The sequence below is a fragment of the Streptomyces sp. NPDC051907 genome, from assembly GCF_040681075.1.
GTDB lineage: Bacteria > Actinomycetota > Actinomycetes > Streptomycetales > Streptomycetaceae > Streptomyces.
Window position 1 is genome coordinate 39,798 of the sequence record NZ_JBFAYB010000003.1, and the last position, 26,389, is coordinate 66,186.

Sequence of the window (26,389 nt, forward strand, 5' to 3'; positions counted from 1 at the left end):
AGGGGTACGAGACCAGGAAGCCCCAGATGAAGCGGACGGCCGTACCGCGCCACCGCTCACACCGGAATTACGGTTCTACGTCGTGGCAGATCGCGAAGGCGGTGAACGTGCCGGCGACGGTGGCTGTGGCGCTGGCCTGCCACCCCGTGGCCGGGCCGGTGCCGGTGAAGACCGGCTGACTGTCGGTGACGTTCACGGTGAGGAGGCCGGTGCTGGACTGGAATCCGCCACCGGTCGCAACGTCGTTGCCGGTGCACAGGGCAGTCGCGGTTACGCCTACGCCTAGGACGAAGTCCTCGCTGTCCTGCGCGACGTAGGTGTCAAGCGCGACCACGCCCTGGGCGCCCTGGGTGCCCTGCGCACCCTGAGTGCCCTGGAAGCCCTGGAAGCCCTGGAAACCTTGGAAGCCCTGGGTGCCCTGCGCGCCGTCGGCACCCTGGGCGCCGTCAGCGCCCTGTGCACCGTCGGCACCCTGGGCTCCGTCAGCGCCCTGCGCGCCGTCGGCACCCTGCGCGCCGTCCGCGCCCTGGGCTCCGTCAGCACCTTGCGCGCCGTCGGCACCCTGGGCTCCGTCAGCGCCCTGCGCGCCGTCCGCGCCCTGTGCACCGTCGGCACCCTGGGCACCGTCCGCGCCCTGCGCGCCGTCGGCACCCTGTGCACCGTCCGCGCCCTGGGCTCCGTCAGCACCTTGCGCGCCGTCGGCACCCTGGGCTCCGTCGGCGCCCTGCGCGCCGTCGGCACCCTGTGCACCGTCCGCGCCCTGGGCTCCGTCGGCGCCCTGCGCGCCGTCCGCACCCTGCGCGCCGTCAGCGCCCTGCGCTCCGTCGGCACCCTGAGCGCCCTGGGGGCCCTGGGGGCCCTGCGGACCCGGCTCGCCGTTCGGTCCGTGGTCGGGACCGGGGCCGTGGTGGTGGTCGGGGCCGGGGCCGTGCTCGTGGCCGTGGTCAAAACCAAAGCCGAAGTCGAGGTCGGCGCTCTGGGCGCCGTTCGGTCCGGGCAGCGCCACGTTGCTGTCGGTGCCAGACCTGTGGATCGCGTCGGCGACGGCCACCGTGCTCGGGACGACATTGAGAGCTATGGCAATGAAGCCAGCAGAAACCATCGTTGCTGATCGCGCGCGGGAGCGTCGGACCGTTTTCCTGCTCACAGAATCCTCCTGGTTGTGGAGTGACCACGCTGGACGCGCTCGATGAAGTGCGCTTCGCAGGCGTGTCATGTCACCCATGGCCATAGGACAGAAACCATTTTTCTGTCTCAGCGATGGAATCCCTACCATTTCGCCCGTGTCGTAAGCGAAGATCACCCGAGCAGGTGCAAAGGGCCGTGAGCGCAGCCGACACCCAGGTGAATAGGATCGGCCGAGACGGTTCATGACTCCCCGTCCGGTTTCCCGAAGCGCCGGGCGGCATTGCAGGCGTTCGGCGTTTGGCGGGCGAGCAGGTCCAGCCTCGGCTCGCTCAGGCTCGAGGTCCTTCCTCGCGAACCGCCTTCCCGGGAAGTCGTCTTCGAGCGACTCCTCGCCCCGCCGGCGCGGGTCCCGGTCGTACCCCGCGCGGGGGCACACCCTCACGCGTTCGTACGCGTCAGGACGTCACCCGCGCCAGCAGGAAGCCGTCGTGGCCCTTCGTGCCCACCGTCTGGACCGCCGTCGCGCTCAGGCGGGGCTCCCTGGCGATCAGTTCGAACATCTCCCTCGTCGCCGTGATCGCCTTCTGCTCGCTCTGCTCGTCCAGGACGGCGCCGCCCCGCACCACGTTGTCGACCATGATCACGCTGCCCGGGCGCGTGAGCTTCAGCGCCCACTCCACATAGCGCGGGTTGTTCTCCTTGTCCGCGTCGATGAAGACCAGGTCGAAGGGGCCCGCGCCCGGCTCGGCGACGAGTTTCGGCAGGGTCTCCAGCGCCGCGCCCGTGCGGATCTCGACGACGCGGTCCAGGCCGGCCCGGGCGATGTTCGCCCGGGCGACCTCCGCGTGGGCGGGGCGGTACTCCAAGGAGATCAGCCTGCCGTCCTTGGGCAGCGCCCTGGCCAGCCAGATCGTGCTGTAGCCGCCCAGCGTGCCGATCTCCAGGACCGTGCGGGCGCCCTGGAGCTGGGCCAGCAGCTGCAGCAGCTTGCCCTGGTTCGGGGCCACCGCGATCGACGGGAGGCCCGCCGCCTCGCTGTCGGCGAGGGCCGAGCTCAGCGCCTGGTCGTCCGGGCACAGCAGGTCGGTGATGTAGCGGTCTACCGCGGTCCACTGCTCCTGAGTCATGAAGCCAACCTATTTCAGCGCGCCGGCGACGGCACCGGTGCGCGCCGCCGCGCCCTGGCCCGTAGGACGAGCGCCGCCGCCAGCGCGGCGGCCGCCCCGCCGACCGTCAGCAGCCACGCCGGCGCTCCCGCCACCGTCAGCAGCTCCTCCTCCCAGATCACCCGCTGGAAGGTCGCGTCCTCGTCGGCCGCCCGCAGCTCGTGGTCCCCGTCGATCCGCCCCGGCTCCGGGAAGCTCTGCTCGAGCGCCGTCAGGAAGGTCGCGCCGCCGCCCGTCAGCGTGCTCAGCCTGCCGTACGACGAGACCTTCCCGGCGTACGTCACCTCGGGCTCGTCCCCGCCGATCGAGCCGCGCGGCTCCATCCGGTGCGGCGCCAGGACGTACAGCTGAAGGTCCTGCGCCACCTTCGCCCGGCGCGACAGCCGCATCGGGTAGATCAGCCGGTCGCTGGCGAAGCTCAGCCGCAGCGGGTCGAGCGTGCCCCGCAGCACCACGCCCGAGCCCTTCTCCTGGGGCGCCAGCCGCACGGCCACGTACTCCCACTTCTGGTCGACGTACGGCTGAAGCTCCTGCGCCAGCCCCGGCGGCAGCTCGAAGCCGTTCTCCTCCAGCCACTCGCGCAGCGCGTCCGGATCCGTCGCCGTCAACCTGGCGACGTCGAAGTCACCGAGCCGCTCCCGGCCGACCACGCCGACCCCCGCCGCGGCGTCCGGGGCGGGCGCGCCCGGCATGGCGCCGTCGGCGGCCGAGTCCGAGTCCGAGCCGAAGGGCCAGTCGTGGGAGCGCGGCCAGAAGTAGCGGCGCTCGCGGTGCACCGGAGCGGTGACCTCGTACAGCTCGTCGAAGACCGCCCGGTCCCCGAGCTCGACCTCCGCCCTGCTGGGCACCGGCATGATCCAGGCCGCCTCGGGCGCGTTCCCGTCCACCGTGAAGCGCATGACGATCTGCTCGGTGCGGCCGTTCCAGGCGACCACGGACGTCTCCTGCCGCACGGCCATCTGGGCCTGCCTGCCCGGCACCATCGCCCCGCAGCCGCATGCGTACGCCGGGCTGATCAACGACCCGAGCTGGAGCGCCACCAGGGCGAGGACGACCGTCAGCACCGAGCGCCTGCGCCCCGTCCGACCGGCCTGACCTGGTATGTGCCGTGGCGTCTGTTCTTGTATGTTCCCCCGCATGCCTCCTGTGACGGCGTCGACGGACCTTGTGGTTCCGTTGCGGCGGATCTTGCTCTTCCGGCGCCGCCGGGGCGAGATAATCGGTCAAGTCAGGGTGACAGTCAGGCGAAGACGGGGTTGCCTGAGTCTTCTTCATGGGGCAGTGCGAGGCTCTATGGACCAGCAACACAGAACGTGGGGAGGCGCGGCGCGACGTGGCGAACGCGGAGCACAGCGTGCGCGGGAGTGCGACGAGCGACTCGAGGACGGCGGCGGCCAGGATCGCCCTCTGGCTCGTCGCGGCCGTACTCGCGGTACGACAGACGGCGGCGGTGCTGCGACAGCCGCCCGGTGAGCGGCTCACCGACCTGGAGACCTGGATCGGCGAGAGGGGCGTCCTGCATGTGGCGGGCTCGCTCTACGACGCCGACAAGTTCACCGGCACCCCCTTCGCAGGCCTCGTCCTCAAGCCCCTCGCACGCTCCGCCGAACAGAGCCTCGGGGTCCCCTGGACCTTCGCCACGCTGCTGCTCGTCGCCGCCCTCGGCCTCGTCGTGGCACGCGCGCTGCCGGGCCCGGTCACGCGCCGCAGCAGGCTGCTGGCCGCCCCGGTCGCCATCAGCCTGCTGATGCTCTCGCTGCCCGTGCGCAACAGCTTCCACCTGGGCCAGACCAGCATCATCCCGGTCCTGCTCGTCCTGCTCGGCGCGCTCGCCGTACGCGGAGAGAGACCGGCCGGCGTGCTCATCGGCGTCGGCGCGGCCCTCCAGCCCACCGTGCTGCTCTTCGCGCCGCTGCTCTGGCTCACCGGCCGCAGGCAGGCCGCCGCGGCCTCCGCGGGGACCTTCGCCGCGCTGTCCGCGCTGGCCTGGGCCGCGCTGCCGAGCGACTCCTGGACGTACTGGGTCCACCACGTCGCCGGCGCCGGGCTCGGCGCGCGCCCCGACAGCCTCGCCAACCAGTCGCTGCACGGCGCGCTGCTCCGCCTCGGCCTGCACGGGCCCCTGGAGATCGCGCTCTTCGTCGTCCTCGCGGCCGCCGTCTGCTTCTTCGGCCTCCGCCGGGCCGTGCGCTACGCCAAGGACGGGCAGCTGCTCCTCGCCGTCGCCGTGACCGGCTGCGTGGCTGTCGCCGTCTCGCCGACCGCCTGGCAGCACCAGCTGCTGTGGGTGCTACTCGCCGTCGTCGGCCGGGTCGGCAGGCGCGCCTCCGACCGCATGCTCTGGCCGGTGCTGATAGTCCTGACGATGACCCTGCCGGGCAAGATGCTGCTGCCGAACATGGCCGCCCTGAACCCGGTGCGCGACAACGTCCTGCTGATCGCGGCGCTGGCGGCCGCGTGCGCGGTGCCGTTCCTGCCGCGCACCTCGGAGTACTTCCGCCGCCCGGTCCCCACCCAGTACGCGCGGCCGCTGCCCGCCCGCTGGGCCCGGGTGCCGCTGCTGCCGTTCTGGCGGCGCGTGCTGAGCCGCCCCAACCTGCTGCTCGAACTCCTGGTGATCCGGGTCGGCTACTCCATCTACTCGCAGATCCGGGCCGCCGCGACCGGCGGCGTCGCCGCCGCCGAGGAGCACGGCCGACAGATCGTCGCCATGGAGCAGGCGCTCGGCATCAATTTCGAGCACTGGGTCAACCAGGCGGTGGTGGAGGCGGGGTGGGCCGAGGCCTTCTTCGACTTCTACTACACCTCGTTCCACTTCGTGGTGCCGCTGGCGATCCTCGGCGTCCTGTACGTACGCCGTCCCGTCGACTACCGCTGGGCCCGCTCCTCGCTCGCCTTCGCCACGCTCCTGGCGCTGTTCGGCTTCTGGCTCTACCCGCTGGCCCCGCCGCGGCTGATGCCCGGCATGGGCTTCGTCGACACCGTGCACGGCCCGCAGGACCTCGCCAACCCGGACTACGGGGCGATGACGGCGGTCACCAACCAGTACGCGGCGATGCCCTCGCTGCACTTCGGCTGGTCGCTCTGGTGCGGGCTGGTGGTGGTGGTCCTCGCGCCGAAGCTGTGGATGAAGCTGCTCGCCCTGCTCCACCCGCTCTTCACGGTCTGCGCGATCGTGGCGACCGCCAACCACTGGGTGCTGGACGCGGTGGGCGGCGCCGCGGTGGTGGGCGCGGGCTTCGGCCTGACGTACCTGCTGGCCGGGCGGCGCCAGCTGCAGGTGCCGAAGGGCGCGCTGCCCCAGACGCGGAAGGACGAGCAGGCGCCGGCCGAGTCCGCTCCGGTCGGGGCGGCCCCGAAGTAGCGCCCGCGGCACGGGGCCTGGCGCCGAGGGGCGCCGGCCGGACGTGCCGTCCGGCCGCGGTCGACGCCCAAGTGTCCTCCGGCCGCGGTCGACGCCCCCAGGAGGCGTCCGGACATGTCGACGCCCCAAGAGGCACGGGTCGTCCCCGCGCCCCCTGGGGTGGATCGTCGCGTTCCGTCAAGGATCCGCCTCCCCGGGCGGATCCGCCACCCGGGGGCCGGAACGCGTCGCGCCGGGCGGCCGTGCCGTGCTGCGGGAGGCAGGGGCTGGGGCGTGGGACGAGGTGGCCCCTGCCTCCCACGACTCGCCGGGTCAGCCCGCCTCCGCGGCGCTGACCTGGAGTTCCTTGATGCCGTTGAGCCAGGCCGAGCGCAGCCGGCGCGGGTCCCCGGCGAGCTTGAGCGAGGGCATCGTGTCGGCGATGGCGTTGAAGATCAGGTTGATCTCCATGACCGCGAGGGACTTGCCGAGGCAGAAGTGCGGGCCTCCGCCGCCGAAGCCGAGGTGCGGGTTGGGGTCGCGTGCGATGTCGAACCGCTCGGGGGCGTCGAAGACCTCGGGGTCGTTGTTGGCGGAGGAGTAGAACAGCCCCACCCGGTCGCCCTTCTTGATCTGCTGCCCGCCCAGCTCCAGATCCTGCGTCGCGGTGCGCTGGAAGGAGACGACGGGCGTGGCCCAGCGCACGATCTCCTCCGCCGCGGTCTCGGGCCGCTCCCGCTTGTAGAGCTCCCACTGGTCGGGGTGGGTGAGGAAGGCGTGCATGCCGTGGCTGATGGCGTTGCGGGTGGTCTCGTTGCCCGCCACGGCCAGCAGGATCACGAAGAAGCCGAACTCGTCGTTGGAGAGGTTGCCCTCGTCCTCGGCGGCGACCAGCTGGCTGACGATGTCCTTGGCGGGACACTCCTTGCGGGCGGCGGCGAGGTTCATCGCGTACGAGACGATCTCCATGGCCGCCTCGGTCCCGATCTCCTCGGTGATCGCGTACTCGGGGTCGTCGTACGCCGCCATCTTGTTGGACCAGTCGAAGATCTTGGCGCGGTCCTCCTGCGGCACCCCGATGAGCTCGGCGATCGCCTGGAGCGGGAGCTCCGCGGCGACGCGGGTGACGAAGTCGAAGCTGCCGTCGTCCGCGGCGCTCGCCAGGGCGGTCTCGACGATCGTGCGGGCGCGGCGGCGCAGCGCCTGCTCCAGGGAGCGGACCGAGCGGGGGGTGAAGCCGCGCTGGACGATCTGGCGGACCCGGGTGTGCTCGGGTGGGTCCATGTTGAGCATGATCAGCCGCTGTGCGTCGATCTGGTCGCGGCTGATCGACTCGTTGAAGCGGATGACCGCGGTATTGGTGTGGGAGGAGAAGAGCTCGGGGTGCGTCGAGACGTGCTTGACGTCGGCGTGCCGGGTGACGACCCAGTACCCCTCGTCCTGGAACCCGGCGATCCCGGGCCGCTGGCCGCACCACCAGACCGGGGCGGTCTGCCGCATCTGGGCGAACTCCGGGTGCGGGACGCGGTCTTGGAGGAGGTCGGGGTCGGTGAAGTCGAACCCTTCGGGCAGGTGGGGGCAGTCCTTCGGCAGCTTCAAGGTCAACTCCAGTTCTGGCGGGGGTCTGTCGACGCGGCGCCGCGACGGCGTGGCGAGCGGGCGGGCGGTCGGCGGGTCGGGGCGTGGCGGCTGGGGCGCGGCGGTGGCTGGGTGGACACGGTCGAGCAATTTGTCTGACGACCCATCAGAATTTGACCGAAAGGTAGTAACGAGTTCTACAAGTAGCAAGGCCTGCGGCGGCGCCTGTTGCTCGCGGAACGCTGGAGCGGGGGCGTGCAAGACCCTTGCGTACCGGGGGTAGCACTCATAAGACTGCGTGGAGAACTAGAACGCGTACTACTTCCGGGATCCGGGGTCGCCCCCGGAGGGACAGAGTCGGCCGCGAGGCGCCGGGACGCCCGGCGGCCGTGCGAGGAGAGGACGAGCTCATGGCCGCGGAACCCGTCATCGTCGAAGCCGTACGCACTCCCATCGGCAAGCGCCAGGGCGCGCTCGCCAACCTCCATCCCGCCTACCTCCTGGGCGAGACCTACCGCGAGCTGCTGGGCCGCACCGGCATCCACGCCGACTGCGTCGAGCAGATCGTCGGCGGCACCGTCACCCACGCCGGCGAGCAGTCCATGAACCCCGCGCGCAACGCCTGGCTCGCGATGGGACTGCCGTACGAGACCGCGGCCACCACCGTGGACTGCCAGTGCGGCTCCTCGCAGCAGGCCAGCCACATGGTCGCCAACATGATCGCCGGCGGCGTCGTCGACGTCGGCATCAGCTGCGGCGTCGAGGCCATGTCGAGGGTACCGCTGGGCAGCGGCTCCAAGCACGGCCCCGGCAAGCCCTTCCCCGACGAGTGGAACGTGGACCTGCCGAACCAGTTCGAGGCCGCCGAGCGCATCGCCCGCAACCGCGGGCTGACCCGCGAGAACGTCGACTCCCTCGGGCTCCTCTCGCAGGAGCGGGCGGCCGCCGCCTGGTCCGAGGAGCGCTTCAAACGCGAGACGTTCGCCGTGCAGGTGCCCACCACCGAGGAGGAGCAGGCCGCGGGTCAGGGCATGTGGCGCCTCGTCGACCGGGACGAGGGGCTGCGCGACACCAGCATGGAGGCGCTGGCCACGCTGAAGCCGGTCATGCCGACCGCCGTGCACACGGCGGGCAACTCCTCGCAGATCTCCGACGGAGCCGCCGCGATCATGTGGGCCTCCAAGCGCATGGCGCGGGCCCTCAAGCTCAAGCCGCGCGCCCGGATCGTCGCCCAGGCGCTGGTCGGCGCGGACCCGCACTTCCACCTCGACGGCCCGATCGACGCGACGCGCGCGGTGCTGGGCAAGGCGGGCATGTCGCTCAGGGACATCGACCTGGTCGAGGTCAACGAGGCGTTCGCGTCGGTGGTGCTGAGCTGGGCGCGGGTCTTCGACCAGGACCTGGAGAAGGTCAATGTGAACGGCGGCGCCATCGCGCTGGGCCACCCGGTGGGCGCGACGGGCGCGCGGCTGATCACCACCGCGCTGCACGAACTGGAGCGCAGAGACAAGGAGTTCGCGCTCATCACGATGTGCGCGGGCGGGGCGCTGGCGACGGGGACGATCATCCAGCGCCTCTGAGGCGGGTGCTGGGGCGAGTCGGCGGGGGTGTCGTCGAGTGCACCCTGTTCCGGGTGCTGCTCGTATGTCCAAGAGGGCGGCGGTTTCCTACCTTCGAGTACATGACCTCACAGACGAGCACCTCGACTCACTCCGGCACGGCCGACTCGGCTCACGGCACCGCGCGTCGGCGGCTCGCGGGCGCGACCGCCGCGGTGGTCGCCCTGGTGACCACGGCGACCACGGCCACCGCTGCGACCGCGACCGCGACCGCGGTCGCGGCGGAGCGGCCGGCCTCGAAGCACGGCGCCTCGCACTCCCAACAGACATACGGGCGGGGCGCGTTAGTGAGCCTCAAGCCCGTCGCCGTGCTCGACCGCGCCCAGGTCGCCCGCTTCGTCTCGCGGGCCGGGATGGACGCCCGGACCGTCGAGCACGGCGTACGGGCCTACCGGCTCGCCTACCGCACCATCACCCCCGAGGGCCGCCCCACGCACGCCACCGGACTGCTCGTGCTGCCCCGCGGCGGCGACCGCCGGCTCGACCTCGTCTCCGACACCCACGGCACCATGGCCCACCGCGCGAACGCCCCCTCGGTCACCACCGGTCCCGGCCGGCTCGCCCCCTATCTGCACGCCTCCGCGGGCCGCGCCGTCGCCGCCCCCGACTACCTCGGCCTCGGCAAGGGCCCCGGCCGGCACCCGTACATGGACACCGCGTCCTCCGTCACCGCCTCCGTCGACATGCTGCGCGCCGCGCGGACGGCGGCCCGGCTGATGGGGCGCCCGCTGACCGGCGACGTGTACGTCACCGGCTTCTCCCAGGGCGCCCAGGTCGCCATGGCGCTCGGCCGGGCCCTGGACGCCGGCGCCGACCGGCGCTTTCGGCTGCGGGCGCTCGCGCCGATCTCGGGGCCGTACGACCTCCAGCACGCCGAGCTGCCCGCGCTCTTCGACGGCCGGGTCAGCCCCGCGAGCGGCGTCTTCTACCTGTCGTACTTCCTCACCGCGCAGAACCGGCTCCGCCCGCTGTACCGGAGTCCGGCGGAGGCCTTCCGCGCGCCGTACGCCTCCCGGGTCGAGCGGCTCTTCGACGGCCGGCACCAGGAGGAGGACATCGCCAAGGCGCTGCCCGGGACCCTGAAGGAGCTGCTCACGCCCGCGTACTACCAGCGGGTCAAGCACCCCCGGGGCGCGCTCCTGGCCGCGCTGCGCGCCCAGGACGGCAACTGCGACTGGAAGCCGAAGTCCCCGGTGCGGCTCTACACCGCGGCCGCGGACACCGACGTGTCGATCTCCAACTCCCGCAGCTGCGCCCGCGATCTGGCCCGCAACGGCACGAAGGCCCCGGTGCTCGACCAGGGCTCGGTCGACCACGTCGGGGCCTTCAAGAGCGCGTCGCCCAAGATCGCGCGTTGGTTCAACGCGCTCGACCGGGACGACGGGCGGGTGCTGTAGGGATCGCCTAGGGCGGGGCGGGGCTGGGCTGGGCTGGGCTGGGGTTGGGCTCAGTACCAGCCCTTGGCCTGCCAGGAGGACCAGGCGCCGCACGGGCTGCCGTAGCGCTCCTCCATGTAGTCCAGGCCCCACTCGATCTGGGTGGCCGGGTTGGTCTGCCAGTCGGAGCCGGCGGAGGCCATCTTGTCGCCCGGCAGCGCCTGGACCAGGCCGTACGCGCCGGAAGACGGGTTCGAGGCCTTCGGGTCCCAGTTGCTCTCGTGCGACACGATCTTGCTGAAGCACTGGAACTGCGCGTCGTCGGCGATCATCTTCTGCGCTACCGCCTTGGCGGAGCCGGACGCGCTCGGCGCGGCGGAGGCCGTGGCCGGGTTCATGCCGACCACCGTGCCGGCGACGCCCAGAACCAGGGCGGAGCCGACGAGAGCGGACTTCGGGCGGGCGATGATGCTGCGGACGAGCGTGCGAGACAAGAGGAGACCTAACGTCGGGGACGGGGCGGCCGCTCACAGGCACGCCGAAGCCACCTGCGGGGGTGGGATTCGGCCGCTGAGTGACGCGATGCGGCCCAGCTGACGGGCTCTGCGGCGCCTTGCGACGAGAACCTTTCTACCGACCCGTCCAGGGCGTCGCAACGACCCTTGTTACTAGTCGAGGTCGCATGTGCCCCGATATGCCCAAGGGGGTTGACGGGGGCGTCTCCGCAGGTCGCACCCGCGAAGGGAGACTTCGGACATAACGCCCATGGCGTACTAATAAGGCTCGTACGGGACTGAGGCCCTGTGGGGCGGCTCACCCGCGAGCACCCCCTGTCAGGACCTGTCAGCGCCCGTCGGGAGTCTCGAATGTGACCTGCGCCTCGAAGGAGGCCCGCCGCGTGGCCCGCCGCAGCGCCTTCAGCAGGGTCGAGCCGACCGTCAGCGTCAGCACCACGGTCAGGACCGCGCGCCCCAGGTCCCAGCCCAGCGAGGTGGCCGTGCAGTAGGCGAGGAAGCGCACCAGGTTCTCGTGGACCGGGTCGCCGGGGTGGAAGGAGACGCCGGAGGAGAGCCCGCCGATGTACGTCCAGCCCTGGAGGTTCATGACCGTCCCGTACGCGAACGCCGCCACCGCCCCGTACAGCGCGAGCATCAGCAGCTCGGCGCGCCCGCGCAGCCGGTCCGGTCCCGGCAGCAGCCCCGCGCCCATGGTGAACCAGCCCATCGCCAGCATCTGGAACGGCATCCAGGGGCCGACGCCCCCGGTCAGCAGGGCGGACGCGAACATCGTGACCGCGCCCAGCACGAAGCCGAAGCCCGGCCCGAGGACCCGGCCGCTCAGCACCATCAGGAAGAACATGGGCTCCAGGCCCGCCGTGCCCGCCCCCAGCGGCCGCAGCGCCGCCCCGACGGCCGCGAGCACCCCCAGCATCGCCACCGCCTTCGCGTCCATCCCCGTGTCGGCGACCGTTGCGACCACGACCGCCACCAGCAGCGGCAGCAGCGCGGCGAAGAGCCAGGGGGCGTCGGCGGAGTGGGCGAGCCCGGAGTCGGCGTCCGCGAGCAGCGGCCAGCCGAAGGCGATCACCCCGATCCCGGAGACCAGCACGAGCGCGGCGACGGAACGGGGGCCCAGGCGCAGCGGGCGCGCGCTCACGGGCTTCGTCGGAGGTCCCTGAGGGGTCACAGGCTTCTCGGGCTTCACAGCGCCTCCCTGACCTGGGAGACGGTCAGCCACTTCTGCGGGGCCAGGATCTTGGCCACCTGCGGCGCGAAGGCGGGGGAGGAGACCACGACCTCGGGGGTCGGGCCGTCCGCGACGATCTCGCCGTCGGCGAGGATCACCACACGGTGCGCCAGCTCAGCGGCGAGCTCCACGTCATGGGTGGCCAGAACGATGGCGTGGCCGTCGGCGGCGAGAGCCTTGAGCACGGAGACGAGCCGGGCCTTGGCCGCGTAGTCCAGTCCGCGCGTCGGCTCGTCGAGCAGCAGCAGCGGCGGCCGTCCCGTGAGGACGATCGCCAGGGCCAGGGCCAGGCGCTGCCCCTCGGAAAGGTCCCGCGGATGCGTCTCGTCCGCCACGCCGGGCAGCAGCTCGCTCACCAGCGCGCGGCAGGCGCCGGACTCCGCGCCCGCGTCCGCGTCGGCGGCTGCGCACTCCACCGCCACCGTGTCCGCGTACAGCAGATCCCGCGGCTCCTGCGGCACCAGCCCGACCTGCCGGATCAGCTCCCGGGGGTCCGTGCGGGCCGGCGCGCGCCCGCCGACCAGGACGCTGCCCGATGACGGCTCGACCATCCCGACGAGCGTGTTGAGGAGGGTGGACTTCCCGGCGCCGTTGCGCCCCATGAGCGCGATGGTCTCGCCGGGGGAGACGGCCAGGTCGACGCGGCGGAGGGCCTCGATCCGCCCGCGCCGGACCGAGAGCGCGGAGACCTCGGCGACGGCGGCGGCCGCGGCGGGCTGGTCCGAGCCCGTCCTGCGGCCGAGGACGCGCCCGAAGGCCTTACGAGCGGCCGCGGGCCCCGGTTCGTCGAGCGCAGGGGAAGGGGCAGGGGCCGGGGCCGGCGAGGCGCCCGCCAGCCGCTCCCGCAGCCCGCCCGCCTTCCGCCGCGCGTCGCGCACCGACAGCGGCAGCGGGTCCCAGCCCGCGAGCCGCCCCAGCCCGACCACCGGCGGATGCACCGGCGAGATCGCCATGATCTCCGCCGGCTCCCCGACGACCGGCGCCTCGCCGGGCCCCGGCAGCAGGACGACCCGGTCCGCGTACTGCACCACCCGCTCCAGGCGGTGCTCCGCCATCAGCACCGTCGTACCGAGGTCGTGGACCAGGCGCTGGAGCACCGCGAGCACCTCTTCCGCCGCCGCCGGGTCCAGCGCGGACGTCGGCTCGTCCAGCACCAGCACCTTGGGATGCGGGGTGAGCACCGAGCCGATCGCGACCCGCTGCTGCTGCCCGCCCGACAGCGTGGCGATCGGCCGGTCCCGCAGCTCGGCCATCCCGAGCAGGTCCAGCGTCTCCTCGACGCGCCGGCGCATCACCTCGGGAGCCAGGCCCAGCGACTCCATCCCGTACGCCAGCTCGTCCTCCACCGTGTCCGTGACGAAGTGGGCGAGCGGGTCCTGGCCCACCGTGCCGACGAGATCGGCGAGTTCGCGCGGCTTGTGGGTACGCGTGTCGCGGCCGTCCACGGTGACGCGGCCGCGCAGCGTGCCGCCGGTGAAGTGCGGGACGAGCCCGGACACGGCGTTCAGCAGCGTCGACTTGCCGACCCCGGACGGGCCGACGAGAACCGTCAGCTCGCCCTCGGGGACGGTCAGATCGACGCCGTCGAGCGCGGGCGCCGGGGCGTCGCCGTAGGTCACCGAGACGTTCTCGAAGCGGATCACGAGGTCGACTCCTTGGGTACGGGCGCCACGAACGCGGGCAGCAGGCCGATCAGAATGCCCGCCGCCGGCCACAGCGGCAGCGTCGGCGCGGTCGGCGGTACGACGCCGGGGTGCAGGGCCTCGGGGTCGGCGACGCCCGCGCGGATCATCAGCACCGCGACCGCCGCGCCGGACCCGGCCACCAGCCAGGCGCGCGGTCCCCACCGGTCGGGGCGGTAGCGGGTGCGCACCGACCGCCGGCCGCCGAGCCGCAGCCCGGCCGTCGCGGCGAGCAGCCCGGCGCCCAGCAGCGGCAGCCCGTAGGACGCGCCGTCCGCGGCGAGCAGTCCGTACGACCCGGCGCACACGCCGAGGAGACCGCCGAGGGTGAGCGCGGCGGTGGTGCGGCGCACGGCGCGCGGGACGTCGGCGGTGCGGCCGTAGCCGCGGGCGTCCATCGACGCGGCGACGGCCACGGACCGCTCCAGCGCGCCCTCCAGGACGGGCAGCCCGATCTGGACGATCGCCCGGACGCCGCCGGTGGGGCGCCCGCGCAGACGGCGGGCGGTGCGCAGGCGTACGACGTCGGCGACCATGTTCGGCGCGAACGTCATCGCCACGACGACGGCGACGCCCACCTCGTACAGCGCGGCCGGCAGGGACTTGAGCAGCCGGGCCGGGTTGGCGAGCGCGTTGGCCGCGCCCACGCAGATGAGGAGGGCGGCGAGCTTCATCCCGTCGTACAGCGCGAAGAGCAGCTGCTCCCCGGAGACCCGCCCCCCGATCCGCACCCCGCGCGCCCAGTCGGGCAGCGGGACCTCGGGGAGGGCGAACAGGACGTGCGTGCCGGGGATGGGGGAGCCGAGCACGACGGAGAAGAGGACGCGGATGCCGATGACGACGAGCCCGAGCTTGACGAACGCTCCGTAGGACCGAGCCCACGGCGCGTCGGTGCGGCGCGCGGCGACGACGTACCCCGCGACGCCGACGAGCATCCCGAGGAGCAGCGGATTGGTGGTCCGAGAGGAGGCCGCGGCAAGCCCGAGGGCCCACAGCCACCAGGCCCCGGCATGCAACGCATTGCTCCGACTGGCAACGGGCGCGCGGAGGGGGGCGAGGAAGCGGGATAGGGGGGTGGTGGGGGTGGGGTTGTGGGGTGGGGTGATGGGGGTGCGGGTGTCTCGGGCTTGGCTGGCCTTGCGGTGTGCGTCGCCGGTGGTGCGGCCGTCCCGGCCCCGGTCGCCCGAGGCCGGGGTGTCGCTGGTCGCGGCCAGGCTGTCGCCGGTCGCGTGGCCGTCTTGGCCCCGGTCGCCCGAGGCGCCCCCGCCCCCGGCCAGGCCGTCGCCGGTCGTGCGGTCGTCCCGGCCCCGCCCGTACGCCGCCGGGGTGTCGCTGGTTGCGGCCTGGCAGCCGCCGGTCGTGCCCCGGGCCTGGTCGCCCAAGGCGGGGGTGTCGCCGGTCGCGGCCGGCTTGTCTCCGGTCGTGCCCGGGGCCTGGCTGGCCTTGTGGGGCGTGTCGCCGGTGGTGCGGCCGTCCCGGCCCCGGTCGCCCGAGGCTGAGGCGCCCCCGCCCCCGGCCAGCCTGTCGCCGGTCATGCGGCCGTCCCGGCCCCGGCCGTCCGCCGCCGCCGCGTCGTCGCCCCGGGACGGGGGCTGGTCGTCCGGCGGGTGGGCCGCAGGGCCGTTGGGCATGCCGGTCATCCCCGGCGGCGGCGCGACTGCCATACGGCCGCCGCCGCCAGTGCCAGGACCGCTCCGATGCCCGCGACGACGCCCAACGACGGGCCGCCGTCGTCGCCGTCGGCCGCGTCGGTCGTCTTCGTGGCCGAGGGCTCGTCCGCCGGCTTCTTCTCGCCCGAGACCTGTTCGCCGCAGCCCGACTTCGGGTAGCCCGAGATCGCGCACAGCAGCGCCCCGCTGTTGTAGCGCAGCGGCTTCGCCACCGCCGCCAGCGCCTCCGCGCTCGTCGCGTCCTCGTCCACCTGCGCGCAGCGCGAGAGCTGCGCCGGCGGAGTCTCGCCCTCGGGCGCGTCCGCGGCCGTGCCCGGGTCGACCACCACGCCGATCCGCTTCGTGCCGTCCTTCGCCGGGGTCCCGCCGCAGATCGCCTCGAAGTCGGGGGCCGTGCGCGGTCGCGCCGCGTCCCCGCTGTCCTCGCTCACCGAGAAGCGGTAGCCGTTGACCGAGCCGTCGGCCGGACGGGCGGTCGCCGGGCCCTCGGTGGCGTACGTCCACGCGTCGCCGCTGGACTGCCAGAACGACCAGTAGCGGTAGCCCGCCGCCTGCGCCGGTCCCGCGCCCAGCACGGTCAGCGCCACGCCGAGCGCGAGGACCAGCGCGGTCAGTCGCCCGCGCATCACTTCTGCTGGTTCTTCTTGCGGCCGCTGAACAGGAATCCCGCGCCGACGCTCGCCGCGAAGAACGCGCCGACGATCCACCACACGCCGGCCCCCGAGCCCGAGTCCTCGTCGGAGGAGTCCTTCTCCGCGGGCTTGTCCTTCGTCGGGTCGGGCGTCGACTCCGGCGCCGGGCCGGTCGCGTTCAGCCCCACCACCAGGTCGGCGCCGCCGAAGCTGCGCGGGTCCGCGCCCGCCGCGTGCGCGGCGAGGATCAGCTGCGCGTACGCGGCCGGTCCCTGCTCCTTCGCCCACGCCTGCGAGTGCTTCTGCAGCCACGCGAGCGGCTTCTTCGCCTGGTCCGGCAGCCCCTGCGCGGACAGCGCGACCACGGCGTCGGCCGTGTTCCCGTAGTCCGGCTTCTCGGTCGGGTCCTCGGCGCCCGGCATCGGAGGCGTCACCAGGTGCCCGGTCTTGGCGAGCGCCGTCGCCAGGTAGGCCGCGCCGTTGTGCGCGGCGCCCTCGATCGTCGTGGCCTTCTCGCAGGCCGTCCCCTTCGGGTCGGCCGCGCCGGCGGTCACGACCAATCCCTTGCCGTGCGCGCCGAGCACCGCGGCGGCGGTGGAGTCGGCGACGATGCCGGGCACCTTCTCCTGGAACACGAAAACCCCGCCGTCCTTGCCGCCGCACGGCTTGGCGAAGGTCAGCAGCGAGTCGTACGGCGTCTTGCCGCCCTTCGACTTCAGCTCGCCGGGCTTCTCGCCCGCCGCGGCGAGCGCGCCGATCACGATCGAGGTGGAGTTGGCGTCGCTGGCCCCGCCGGGGTTGTAGCCCCAGCCGCCGTCCTCGTTCTGCACGGACTTCAGCCAGGCGACCGTCTTGTCCACCGCGGCGTCCTGCCCGCCGAGCGCGGCGAGCGCCTGCACGGCCGCGGCGGAGGCGTTGGAGTCCAGCGACACCTTGGCGTCGCACGCCTTCGTCGCGTCGGCGCGGTACGACGAGAAGCCGCCGCCGTCGCACTGCTGGGCCTTCAGCCAGTCCACGGCCTTCGCGGCCGGCTTGACGCCCGCCGTGTCCTGGGCGAGCAGCGCCAGCGACTGCCGCCAGACGCCGTCGTACGTCGGGTCGCCCGTGCCGTACAGGCCGGACGGCAGGGCCGCCTTCGGCGGGGGCGTCGGGGACGGGGCCGCGATCGCGCTCGGCGCGGCGGCCGAGGCGATGGCCATGCCGAGCACGGCGGAGGCGGTGAGCGCTACGGCGCTGCGGCGAACGGTGGTCATGGCGGCTGGTGCCCTCTCCTGCGGGATCCGGGCACAGGCGCGCAGGGGCAGCCAGAGCTCCGGCTCCGTATACCTCGACGGTGCCGGCCGCCGGCGGACTGCCGGCGGCGCGAGCCGGTCACGACCGCGTACGGGGCATTCCGACTCGCCGCCGGGGACGGCGGCTCACGGTTGCGGGGTCAGTGCCGGATTCGCACCGGCTTCCCCCCGTACGGGCATGATGACGACTCGCACACTCTACCGGCCGGTCACTTGCGCGATATCGGGCCGGTCGGCCCAGGCGGCAGACCCCCGCGAGGAGCACTGCGGTCGCCCATGGCCCGCTGGGCGCTGCGCCGCGACGGCGCCCTCTCGCCCACGGTCCGCTGCCGCTGCGCCGCGAACGGCCCCGCCCCGCCTCCCCGACGAGGGGGTCCCTCGGCCACGCGGCAGCCCCCCCCGCGAGGAGCGCCGCGAGCGCCCACGGTCCGCTGGGGCGCTGGGCCGCGACGGTGCCTCGCGCACGCAGCCGCGGCTGCGTCTCCTCGCCCACGGTCTGCTGCCGCTGCGACGCCAACGGCCCCGGCCCGCGCCTCCCCGCGCATGACTCCGGCCCGTGCCCCCGTGCGCACGGCCCTGGCCCGCGCTTCCGCGACGACGGCCCCCGCCTATGCCTCTCCCGACGGCGACCCGCGCCCACGCCGCCGGGTCGGCGGCCCCGGACCCCGCCTCCCCGACGAGGAGGACCTCCGCTCACGCCTCCCGACGAGGAAGCCCCCCGCCCCCGCCCACGCTGCCGCGGCGACGCCCCCGCCCACCCCCCCCGACACCCCCTACCCCGCCGCGATGTACGTCGTCGGAATGCTCCCCGTCCGCACCTCCGCCCGGCCCAGCTTCACCAGTCGTCGCAGATGCGCCTCCGCCTCCGAGACCGCGATGTTCCGCGAACCGTACGGAATCTGCTCCCAGGGCCTGTTCCACTCCATCCGCTCCGCCGCCTGCCATGCCGTGAGCGGCTCGGCCAGCAGAGTCAGCAGGTCCGCGAGGCGCTCCTCGTGGTGGGCGAGCAGCTCGCGCACCCGGCCCGCCGCGTCCGTGAACGCGTGCTGGTGCGCCGGGAGCACCTCGGCGGGGGCGAGCCGGCCGATGCGCTCCAGCGAGTCGAGGTAGTCGCCGAGCGGGTCGGCGACCGTGGCGTCGTCGGGGTCCTCGTAGAGCCCGATGTGCGGGGTGATCTCGGGCAGCAGATGGTCGCCGGAGAAGAGGCGGCCGTTGCCGGGCCGGTTCGCCGGGTGGTCCTCCTCCAGATGGAGGCAGACGTGGCCGGGCGTGTGGCCGGGCGTCCAGATGGCGCGCAGCCTGCGGCCCGCGAGGTCGAGGAGCTCGCCGGGGACTATCTCCCGGTCGGGCAGGGCGGCCCGCAGTCCGGGCAGCGTGCGCATACGGCCCGAGGCGCGGGCGGCGCGCAGCGGCGCGGTGTGCTCGTCGGGCGCGCCCGCGCGCGTGAGCTTGTCCGCCAGGTACGCGAGCCAGAGGCCGGGCTCGGCCTCGCGGGTACGGCGTACGACCGCGGTGTCGGCGGCGTGCATCGCGATCCACGCCCCGGACGCCTCGCGGACCTGGCCGGACAGGCCGTGGTGGTCGGGGTGGTGGTGGGTGACGACCACGCCGTGGACGTCGCCGATCGCCGTGCCGAGCGCGCCGAGACCGGCGACGAGCGTGTCCCAGGAGGCCGGGTCGTCCCAGCCGGCGTCGACGAGGACGGGGCCGCGATCGGTGTCGACGAGATGGACCAGCGTGTGACCGAGGGGGTTGTCCGGGATGGGGACCTCGATGGACCAGACGCCTCCGCCGTGCTCGGTCACCTGGGGCATGGCGCTCTCATCTCTCTTCGGCGACAAGGCCATTGCTCACTATAACTAGAACTGATATCAGTTCTGAAACAGTGTCAGAAACAGTCCGGCCCGCACCGCGCCCGCAGGAGGCAGCAGCCATGACGGAGCTTGTGGAACACGGAAAGCTGTTCATCGGCGGGGAGTTGGCCGATCCGCTGGGCGACGCGACGATCGAGGTCGTCTCGCCGCACACCGAGCAGGTCATCGGCCGCGTCCCGCACGCCTCCCGCGCGGACGTCGACCGGGCGGTCGCCGCCGCCCGCAAGGCCTTCGACGAGGGCCCCTGGCCCCGAATGACGCTGGACGAGCGGATCGCGGTCGTCAGCCGGATCAAGGACGCGATAGCCGTACGGCACGAGGAGATCGCGCGCTCCATCAGCTCCCAGAACGGCTCTCCGTACTCCTGGAGCGTCCTCGCCCAGGCACTCGGCGCGATGATGGTCTGGGACGCGGCGATCACGGTCGCCCGCGGCTGCGCCCACGAGGAGCGGCGCTCGGGGGTGCTGGGGCCGATCCTCGTACGCCGTGAGCCCGTCGGCGTCGTCGCGGCCGTCGTGCCGTGGAACGTCCCTCAGTTCACCGCCGCCGCCAAGCTCGGCCCCGCGCTGCTGGCCGGCTGCACCGCCGTACTCAAGCCGTCGCCCGAGACGCCGCTGGACTCCTACATCCTCGGCGAGATCGCCCGGGAGGCCGGCCTGCCCGAGGGCGTTCTGTCGATCCTCCCGGCGGACCGCGAGGTCAGCGAGTACCTCGTCGGGCACCCGGGCGTCGACAAGGTCTCCTTCACCGGGTCCGTCGCCGCGGGCAAGCGGGTCATGGAGGTCGCCTCGCGCAACCTCTCCCGCCTCACGCTGGAGCTCGGCGGGAAGTCCGCCGCCGTGATCCTGCCGGACGCCGACCTGGAGTCGGCGGTCGCCGGGATCGTCCCCGCCGCGTGGATGAACAACGGCCAGGCGTGTGTGGCCCAGACCCGCATCCTCGCGCCGCGCGGCCGGTACGACGAGATCGCCGAGGCCTTCGCCGCCGCGGCCGGCGCGCTGGTCGTCGGCGACCCGCTGGACGCGGCCACCCAGGTCGGCCCGCTGGTGGCCAGGCGTCAGCAGCAGCGCTCCCTCGACTACATCCGGATCGGCCAGGAGGAGGGGGCGAAGATCCTCGCCGGAGGCGGCCGCCCGTCCGGCCTGGAGCGCGGCTGGTACGTCGAGCCGACCCTCTTCGGCGGGGTCGACAACTCCATGCGCGTCGCCCGCGAGGAGATCTTCGGGCCCGTCATCTGTCTGCTGCCGTACGCGGACGAGGACGAGGCGGTCGCGATCGCGAACGACTCCGACTACGGACTCAGCGGCAGTGTCTGGACCTTGGACGTCGAGCGCGGAATCGACTTCGCACGGCGTGTCAGGACGGGCACGTACAACGTCAACACCTTCAGCCTCGATATGCTCGGGCCGTTCGGCGGGTACAAGAACTCGGGCATGGGACGGGAGTTCGGGCCCGAGGGATACGACGCGTATCTGGAGCACAAGATGATCCACCTTCCGGCCGGATACGGGGACAGCTGATGGGCGACCGCTGGCACGTCGAAGTGGACCGGAGCGTGTGCATCGGCTCCGGAATGTGCGTGGGCCATGCCCCGGACGGCTTCCGGCTGGACTCGGCCCGTCAGTCGCACCCCCAGGACGCCGACCTCGACGCCAGCGAGGAGATCCTCGCGGCGGCCGAGAACTGCCCGGTCGAGGCGATCGCCATCACCCTGGTGGCGGGCGGGGAGCCGGTGTTCCCGCCCGAGGAGTAGCCGCTGCGAACGATCATGCGAGACTTCTCGCCGGACTGCGCGGGCACGAGGCCCGCGCGCCGGTCGACTGAGGAGTTCAGTGCGCAGGGTGAGGTGGGCGGCCGCGGCCGCCGGGGTGGTTGTGCTGGCGGCGGGTTGCGGCAGCGAAGGCGACGCGAAGGGCGACCAGGGCAAGGACTCGCCCGCGGCCTCAGCGTCCTCTGCGTCTCAGCCGGCCCAGGAGCAGGGCCCGTTGAACGGCGACGCCGTGGACAAGGAGATCGCCGCCGCGGCGAGCACCGCGGGCCTGACCGCGCGCAAGTCCGAGAAGGGCAAGGGCGCGCTGGCGGACTGCATGGTCGTCTGGCAGAGCGACGGCAAGGGTGCGGCCGACCCCGAGAAGGGCTACGGCGCCATGGTCGCCGAGCTGGAGAAGGCGGGCTGGACCGAGTCCAGCGCCCACAAGGAGAAGCAGTCGACCGTCAAGGGGCTCAAGAAGAGCGGCTGGCGGCTGCAGGCGAGCTACCACAACATGAGCTCGTCCTTCGTCATGATCTCCTTCGCCGCCACCTCCGAGAGCGCGGAGTGCGCGAAGGCGTTCGCGGCGGACCTGGCGAAGAACAAGAAGTCGTAGCGCTCGCGCGCGCGGCCGTGTCCGGGAAGGCCCAGGCCCCGTCCGGGAAGGCCCAGGCCCCTGAGCGCACGGCCGCGCCGGCCCGGTCGGCGCCGCTGGTGCCGGCGCCGGTGGTGGTGCCCGTGGTGCTGCTGGTGGTGCCGGCGGCCTCGCGGGCCCGGTCGCGGCTAGGCGCGGGCGCGTCTCTTCGCGGGCGCCGCGGGGTCGGGTGCCGGCGCCTCGGTGGTCAGATCGATCAGCCGGCACACCGTCTCGATGTCGATCTTCACCTGGGCGATCGAGGCGCGCCCCGACAGCCAGGTGATCAGCGCCGAGTGCCAGGTGTGCTCGATGACGCGGACCGCGGAGAGCTGCTCGGGCGTCGGGTCCTCCAGACCCATCGCGTCGAGGATGATCGCCGTCGTCTGCCGCGAGACCGTGTCCACCTCGGGACTGACGCTGCGGTCCGCGAAGGTCAGCGCCCGCACCATGGCGTCGGCGAGCTGCGGCTCGCGCTGGAGCGCCCGGAAGGCCCGCATCAGCGTCTCGGCCACCCGCTCGGCGGCGCTGTCCCCGCCCGGCGGGCGTTTGCGCAGCGTCGTGTGCATGTGCTGGAGCTGGTCCTGCATGGTGGCCACGAGCAGATGGACCTTGGACGGGAAGTAGCGGTAGAGCGTGCCGAGCGCGACGCTCGAGGACTCGGCGACCTCGCGCATCTGCACCGCGTCGAAGCCGCCCCGGCTGGCCAGCTGCGCGCTGGCGTGCAGGATCCGACGGCGGCGCGCCTCCTGGCGCTCTGTCAGGGGCGGCGACGCCGGGGCCGGCGACTTGGCTTCCGCTCTCATATGTCCCGTTCCATCGGCGAGTCCGGACCGCCCAGCATCGCAGGGCCCGTGTCGTGGCGCGAATCACCTGATCCGGCCCTCACAGCTGCACTACCTGCCGGTAGATTCGAAGCTCCGTGAACCATCAAGTCTGAAACTTGTTCTAGATTAGCGCGAGCAGCTACGCTCCGGCGAAACGCAGTGATGAAGGGGGCCGTGAGTGACCGCTGAGGCCATAGAGGCCAGGCCCCGCGGGGGCGCGTCCGCGAGCGGCGACGACCCGCTGCGCATCGCCCTCCTCACGTACAAAGGGAACCCGTTCTGCGGCGGCCAGGGCGTCTACGTACGGCATCTGTCGCGTGAGCTCGCCCGCCTCGGGCACACCGTCGAGGTGATCGGCGCCCAGCCCTATCCCGTGCTCGACGAGGGCGTCGTGCTGACCGAGCTGCCCAGCCTGGACCTGTACCGCAGCCCGGACCCCTTCCGCACGCCCCGACGCGACGAGTACCGCGACTGGATAGACGCCCTCGAGGTCGCCACCATGTGGACCGGCGGCTTCCCCGAGCCGCTGACCTTCTCGCTGCGCGCCCGCCGTCATCTGCGCGCCCGCCGCGGCGCGTTCGACGTCGTCCACGACAACCAGACGCTCGGCTACGGACTCCTCGGCGGCCTCGGCGCGCCCCTGGTCACCACCATCCACCACCCCATCACCGTCGACCGGCAGCTGGACCTGGCCGCCGCGCAAGACTGGAAGCGCCGCGCCTCCGTGCGCCGCTGGTACGGCTTCACCCGTATGCAGAAGCGCGTCGCGCGCCGGCTGCCGTCCGTGCTCACCGTCTCCGGCTCCTCGCAGCAGGAGATCGTCGACCATCTCGGCGTCCGCGCGGACCGCGTCCACGTCGTGCACATCGGCGCCGACACCGACCTGTTCTCGCCGGACCCGGCGATCCCCGAGGTCCCCGGCCGGATCGTCACCACCTCCAGCGCGGACGTCCCGCTCAAGGGCCTGGTCCACCTCGTCGAGGCGCTGGCCAAGGTCCGTACGGAGAACCCCGAGGCCCACCTCGTCGTCGTCGGCAAGCGCGCCGAGGACGGGCCGGTCGCGCAGCTCATCGAGCGGTACGGCCTGAACGACGCCGTCGAGTTCGTCAAGGGCATCACCGACGCCGAGCTCGTCGACCTGGTGCGCGGCGCGCAGATCGCCTGCGTCCCCTCGCTGTACGAGGGCTTCTCGCTGCCCGCCGCCGAGGCGATGGCCACCGGCACCCCGCTGGTCGCCACCACCGGCGGCGCGATCCCCGAGGTCGCGGGCCCGGACGGGGAGACCTGTCTGGCCGTGCCGCCGGGCGACGCCGGGGCGCTCGCCGCCGCGCTCGGCCGGCTTCTCGCCGACCCCGCGCTGCGCACGCGGCTCGGCGCGGCGGGCCGGGAGCGGGTGCTGGCCCGCTTCACCTGGCGACAGGCGGCCATCGGCACCGCCGAGCACTACCGCGCGGCGATCGAGGCGTCGTCGCGCGCCACGTCCGTACGCACCCCTTGAACCGCGCGGCCCCCGCCGCACGGACCCGGCGGCGCCCCGCTCGCCCAGAACCGCCCGCCGCACCTCCCCTCACCCCCTGACCGTCCAGGAAGGCAGACCCCCGTGCTGACCGTCGACTTCACCCGCTTCCCGCTCGCCCCCGGCGATCGCGTGCTCGACCTGGGCTGCGGCGCAGGCCGGCACGCGTTCGAGTGCTACCGGCGCGGCGCCCAGGTCGTGGCCCTCGACCAGAACGGTGAGGAGATCCGCGAGGTCGCCAAGTGGTTCGCCGCGATGAAGGAGGCGGGGGAGGCCCCCGAGGGGGCGAGCGCCACCGCCATGGAGGGCGACGCGCTCAACCTCCCCTTCCCCGACGAGTCCTTCGACGTCGTGATCATCTCCGAGGTCATGGAGCACATCCCGGACGACAAGGGAGTGCTCGCCGAGATGGTGCGGGTCCTCAGGCCGGGCGGCCGGATCGCCGTCACCGTCCCGCGGTACGGCCCCGAGAAGATCTGCTGGGCGCTCAGCGACGCCTACCACGAGGTCGAGGGCGGCCACATCCGCATCTACAAGGCCGACGAGCTGCTCGGCAGAATGCGGGAAGCCGGCCTCAAGCCGTACGGCACCCACCATGCGCACGCCCTGCACAGCCCTTACTGGTGGCTCAAGTGCGCGTTCGGAGTCGACAACGACAAGGCACTGCCGGTACGGGCGTACCACAAGCTGCTGGTCTGGGACATCATGAAGAAGCCGCTGCTCACCCGGCTCGCCGAGCAGGCGCTCAACCCGGTCGTCGGCAAGAGCTTCGTGGCGTACGCGACCAAGCCGCACACCCCCTCGCTGGGCGAGGAGCGGTCCGAGTCCGCGGCGGCGGTCAAGTGACCCTGTCCAGGCGCGGCCAGGGCCGTACCGAGCACCTCGTCCTGCCCGGGGTCCTGACCGCCGAGCAGGCCGCCGCGACCGTCGCCGGAATCCTCGCCGCGCAGCGCGAGGACGGCGCGATCCCGTGGTTCCGCGGCCACCACCTCGACCCGTGGGACCACACCGAGGCCGCGATGGCGCTCGACGCGGCCGGCGAGCACGAGGCGGCGGCCCGTGCGTACGACTGGCTGCTGCGGCACCAGAACGGCGACGGGTCCTGGTACGCCGCCTACCACGACGGCGAGGCGGACCGGCCCACCGACCGCGGGCGGGAGTCCAACTTCTGCGCGTACATCGCCGTCGGCGTCTGGCACCACTACCTCGCCACCGGCGACGACGCCTTCCTCGACCGGTCGTGGCCCGCGGTCTACGCGGCGATCGAGTTCGTGCTGGGGCTCCAGCAGCCCGGCGGCCAGATCGGCTGGAAGCGCGAGCCGGACGGCACACCGGTCGACGACGCGCTGCTGACCGGGAGCTCCTCGATCCACCAGGCGCTGCGCTGCGCCCTGGCGATCGCGGAGGAACGCGAGGAGCCGCAGCCCGACTGGGAGCTCGCGGCGGGCGCGCTCGCCCACGCGATCCGCAGGCACCCCGAGCGCTTCCTGGACAAGAACCACTACTCCATGGACTGGTACTACCCCATCCTCGGCGGCGCGCTGACGGGCGTGGAGGCCAAGTCCCGCATAGAGGACCGCTGGGACGACTTCGTCGTGCCCGGCCTCGGCGTACGGTGCGTGCTGCCCAACCCGTGGGTGACGGGCGGCGAGAGCTGCGAACTGGCCCTGGCGCTCTGGGCGATGGGCGAGTCCGACCGCGCGCTGGAGATCCTCCAGTCCATCCAGCACCTGCGCGCCGAGGACGGCCTGTACTGGACGGGGTACGTCTTCGAGGGCAACCGCGCGTTCTGGCCGGAGGAGCTGACCACCTGGACGGCGGGCTCCCTCCTCCTGGCCGTCGCGGCCCTCGGCGGCGACGAGGCGACGGTGGCGGTCTTCGGCGGGGAACGCCTGCCGAGGGGGATGACGGGGGAGTGCTGCGGCTGACCCCCCGCGGCCGGTGTCCTCAATCGCCGGACGGGCTGGATTTTCGGCCCCGCCGGTGTTCGAGGGGGAGGCCATTTCAGCCTCGCCGGCGCTTGAGGCGCGGGGTTCGGGGCGGAGCCCCGAGGGGGGCGGCGATCGGGGCTGTGCCTCGTGCCGGGGTGCCGGGGACGCCCCGCGGGCCTGTCCTCAATCGCCGGACGGGCTGGACTTTCAGCCCCGCCGGCGATTGAGGCGCGGGGCGGAGCCCCGAGGGGCGGTGGCGCCTAGTGCCTCCTCAGGCGTCCCGCCACCGCGTGCCCCACGAAGAGGTACACGACCGCCGCCAGCCCGTACCCCGCCACCACCCGCGCCCACGCCGCGTCGAACGTGAACAGGTCGTAGGACCAGCCCGCCAGCCAGCGTGCCGTGTCCTGGACGAAGCCCACCAGGTCGTTGGCCCGGTTGGCGTCCAGCAGGTACATCAGGATCCAGAGGCCGATGACGACGGCCATGACGTCCGCGACGATGACGATGACCGTCGCGGCCTGATTCGTTCCATTGCGATGACGAGTAGCCATAGCCATCGGGTTGCCGGTTGTGAGCGTGTGAAACATGTGAGCATGTGAAAACCCGTTCGGCTCTGCCCGAG

At 73.2% G+C, this 26,389-nt stretch carries 23 protein-coding genes and 1 riboswitch; of the genes, 10 read left to right on the forward strand and 13 right to left on the reverse strand.

Annotation, left to right across the window (positions count from 1 at the left end; translation table 11 throughout):
- Positions 1–67: 67 nt before the first annotated feature.
- Entirely contained in the window at positions 68–334 is a 267-nt protein-coding gene (locus AB0M39_RS02760; RefSeq protein WP_365359387.1) for a hypothetical protein, read from the reverse strand.
- A 66-nt stretch (positions 335–400) separates the two neighbouring features.
- Here AB0M39_RS02760 and AB0M39_RS02765 point away from each other — a divergent pair, with 66 nt between their 5' ends.
- On the forward strand, positions 401–1,111 hold the full coding sequence (locus AB0M39_RS02765; RefSeq protein ID WP_365359389.1) for a hypothetical protein: 711 nt from the start codon (positions 401–403) through the stop codon (positions 1,109–1,111).
- 472 nt (positions 1,112–1,583) lie between these two features.
- Here AB0M39_RS02765 and AB0M39_RS02770 read toward each other — a convergent pair whose 3' ends face one another.
- Complete coding sequence (locus AB0M39_RS02770) at positions 1,584–2,255, reverse strand: O-methyltransferase (protein ID WP_365359392.1); 672 nt, start codon at positions 2,253–2,255, stop codon at positions 1,584–1,586.
- Between the two features lie 14 nt (positions 2,256–2,269).
- Positions 2,270–3,358 (reverse strand): DUF2330 domain-containing protein, encoded by a 1,089-nt coding sequence (locus AB0M39_RS02775; RefSeq protein WP_365359394.1) that lies wholly within the window; start codon positions 3,356–3,358, stop codon positions 2,270–2,272.
- A gap of 209 nt (positions 3,359–3,567) precedes the next feature.
- On the opposite strand from AB0M39_RS02775, the gene AB0M39_RS02780 reads away from it, so the two are divergent.
- Complete coding sequence (locus AB0M39_RS02780; RefSeq protein WP_365359396.1) at positions 3,568–5,658, forward strand: bifunctional glycosyltransferase 87/phosphatase PAP2 family protein; 2,091 nt, start codon at positions 3,568–3,570, stop codon at positions 5,656–5,658.
- 312 nt (positions 5,659–5,970) lie between these two features.
- On the opposite strand, the gene AB0M39_RS02785 is transcribed toward AB0M39_RS02780, so the two are convergent.
- Complete coding sequence (locus tag AB0M39_RS02785; protein ID WP_365359398.1) at positions 5,971–7,236, reverse strand: cytochrome P450; 1,266 nt, start codon at positions 7,234–7,236, stop codon at positions 5,971–5,973.
- Between the two features lie 389 nt (positions 7,237–7,625).
- On the opposite strand from AB0M39_RS02785, the gene AB0M39_RS02790 reads away from it, so the two are divergent.
- Together AB0M39_RS02790 and AB0M39_RS02795 are read left to right on the forward strand one after the other, a co-directional pair.
- Entirely contained in the window at positions 7,626–8,795 is a 1,170-nt protein-coding gene (locus tag AB0M39_RS02790) for a steroid 3-ketoacyl-CoA thiolase (protein WP_365359400.1), read from the forward strand.
- A gap of 101 nt (positions 8,796–8,896) precedes the next feature.
- On the forward strand, positions 8,897–10,231 hold the full coding sequence (locus AB0M39_RS02795; protein ID WP_365359402.1) for an alpha/beta hydrolase: 1,335 nt from the start codon (positions 8,897–8,899) through the stop codon (positions 10,229–10,231).
- Between the two features lie 50 nt (positions 10,232–10,281).
- On the opposite strand, the gene AB0M39_RS02800 is transcribed toward AB0M39_RS02795, so the two are convergent.
- From AB0M39_RS02800 to AB0M39_RS02830, 7 genes are all read right to left on the reverse strand, one after another.
- The gene (locus AB0M39_RS02800) at positions 10,282–10,704 is read right to left on the reverse strand and encodes a transglycosylase SLT domain-containing protein (protein WP_365359404.1); all 423 of its coding nucleotides are present in this window, start codon (positions 10,702–10,704) and stop codon (positions 10,282–10,284) included.
- A 349-nt stretch (positions 10,705–11,053) separates the two neighbouring features.
- A complete protein-coding gene (locus AB0M39_RS02805) occupies positions 11,054–11,896 on the reverse strand; it encodes an ECF transporter S component (RefSeq protein WP_365359752.1) in 843 nt (280 codons plus the stop codon).
- Between the two features lie 14 nt (positions 11,897–11,910).
- Positions 11,911–13,599 (reverse strand): ATP-binding cassette domain-containing protein, encoded by a 1,689-nt coding sequence (locus tag AB0M39_RS02810; RefSeq protein ID WP_365359406.1) that lies wholly within the window; start codon positions 13,597–13,599, stop codon positions 11,911–11,913.
- Positions 13,596–14,654, reverse strand: a complete 1,059-nt coding sequence (locus tag AB0M39_RS02815) for an energy-coupling factor transporter transmembrane protein EcfT (RefSeq protein WP_365359754.1) — start codon at positions 14,652–14,654, stop codon at positions 13,596–13,598. The genes AB0M39_RS02810 and AB0M39_RS02815 overlap by 4 nt, the downstream gene beginning before the upstream one ends.
- Before the next feature lie 620 nt (positions 14,655–15,274).
- Positions 15,275–15,934: an SCO2322 family protein gene (locus AB0M39_RS02820; RefSeq protein ID WP_365359408.1), complete on the reverse strand. Its 660-nt coding sequence runs from the start codon at positions 15,932–15,934 to the stop codon at positions 15,275–15,277.
- Positions 15,934–17,193 carry a prenyltransferase/squalene oxidase repeat-containing protein gene (locus AB0M39_RS02825; protein WP_365359410.1) on the reverse strand — a complete coding sequence of 420 codons (1,260 nt, stop codon included), beginning with the start codon at positions 17,191–17,193 and terminating at the stop codon, positions 15,934–15,936. The genes AB0M39_RS02820 and AB0M39_RS02825 overlap by 1 nt, the downstream gene beginning before the upstream one ends.
- Before the next feature lie 133 nt (positions 17,194–17,326).
- A riboswitch (cobalamin riboswitch) is annotated at positions 17,327–17,400 on the reverse strand.
- Positions 17,401–18,005: 605 nt separating this feature from the next.
- Complete coding sequence (locus tag AB0M39_RS02830) at positions 18,006–19,046, reverse strand: MBL fold metallo-hydrolase (RefSeq protein ID WP_365359412.1); 1,041 nt, start codon at positions 19,044–19,046, stop codon at positions 18,006–18,008.
- Positions 19,047–19,165: 119 nt separating this feature from the next.
- Between AB0M39_RS02830 and AB0M39_RS02835 the strand changes: the two genes are divergently transcribed.
- The 3 genes from AB0M39_RS02835 to AB0M39_RS02845 all read left to right on the forward strand — a co-directional run bounded on the left by AB0M39_RS02835 (position 19,166) and on the right by AB0M39_RS02845 (position 21,472).
- Positions 19,166–20,626: an aldehyde dehydrogenase gene (locus tag AB0M39_RS02835; protein ID WP_365359414.1), complete on the forward strand. Its 1,461-nt coding sequence runs from the start codon at positions 19,166–19,168 to the stop codon at positions 20,624–20,626.
- Positions 20,626–20,859, forward strand: a complete 234-nt coding sequence (locus AB0M39_RS02840; protein ID WP_365359416.1) for a ferredoxin — start codon at positions 20,626–20,628, stop codon at positions 20,857–20,859. Before AB0M39_RS02835 ends, AB0M39_RS02840 begins: the two co-directional genes overlap by 1 nt.
- Before the next feature lie 79 nt (positions 20,860–20,938).
- Positions 20,939–21,472: a hypothetical protein gene (locus AB0M39_RS02845; protein ID WP_365359418.1), complete on the forward strand. Its 534-nt coding sequence runs from the start codon at positions 20,939–20,941 to the stop codon at positions 21,470–21,472.
- Between the two features lie 167 nt (positions 21,473–21,639).
- Here the strand turns inward: AB0M39_RS02845 and AB0M39_RS02850 are convergent, their stop codons facing one another.
- Positions 21,640–22,296 carry a TetR family transcriptional regulator gene (locus tag AB0M39_RS02850; protein WP_365359420.1) on the reverse strand — a complete coding sequence of 219 codons (657 nt, stop codon included), beginning with the start codon at positions 22,294–22,296 and terminating at the stop codon, positions 21,640–21,642.
- Between the two features lie 199 nt (positions 22,297–22,495).
- Here AB0M39_RS02850 and AB0M39_RS02855 point away from each other — a divergent pair, with 199 nt between their 5' ends.
- From AB0M39_RS02855 to AB0M39_RS02865, 3 genes are all read left to right on the forward strand, one after another.
- Positions 22,496–23,815, forward strand: a complete 1,320-nt coding sequence (locus AB0M39_RS02855; RefSeq protein ID WP_365359422.1) for a glycosyltransferase family 4 protein — start codon at positions 22,496–22,498, stop codon at positions 23,813–23,815.
- 102 nt (positions 23,816–23,917) lie between these two features.
- On the forward strand, positions 23,918–24,679 hold the full coding sequence (locus AB0M39_RS02860) for a class I SAM-dependent methyltransferase (RefSeq protein WP_365359425.1): 762 nt from the start codon (positions 23,918–23,920) through the stop codon (positions 24,677–24,679).
- On the forward strand, positions 24,676–25,761 hold the full coding sequence (locus tag AB0M39_RS02865) for a prenyltransferase (RefSeq protein WP_365359428.1): 1,086 nt from the start codon (positions 24,676–24,678) through the stop codon (positions 25,759–25,761). The genes AB0M39_RS02860 and AB0M39_RS02865 overlap by 4 nt, the downstream gene beginning before the upstream one ends.
- Before the next feature lie 263 nt (positions 25,762–26,024).
- Here AB0M39_RS02865 and AB0M39_RS02870 read toward each other — a convergent pair whose 3' ends face one another.
- Complete coding sequence (locus AB0M39_RS02870) at positions 26,025–26,318, reverse strand: hypothetical protein (protein WP_365359430.1); 294 nt, start codon at positions 26,316–26,318, stop codon at positions 26,025–26,027.
- Between the last annotated feature and the right edge of the window lie 71 nt (positions 26,319–26,389).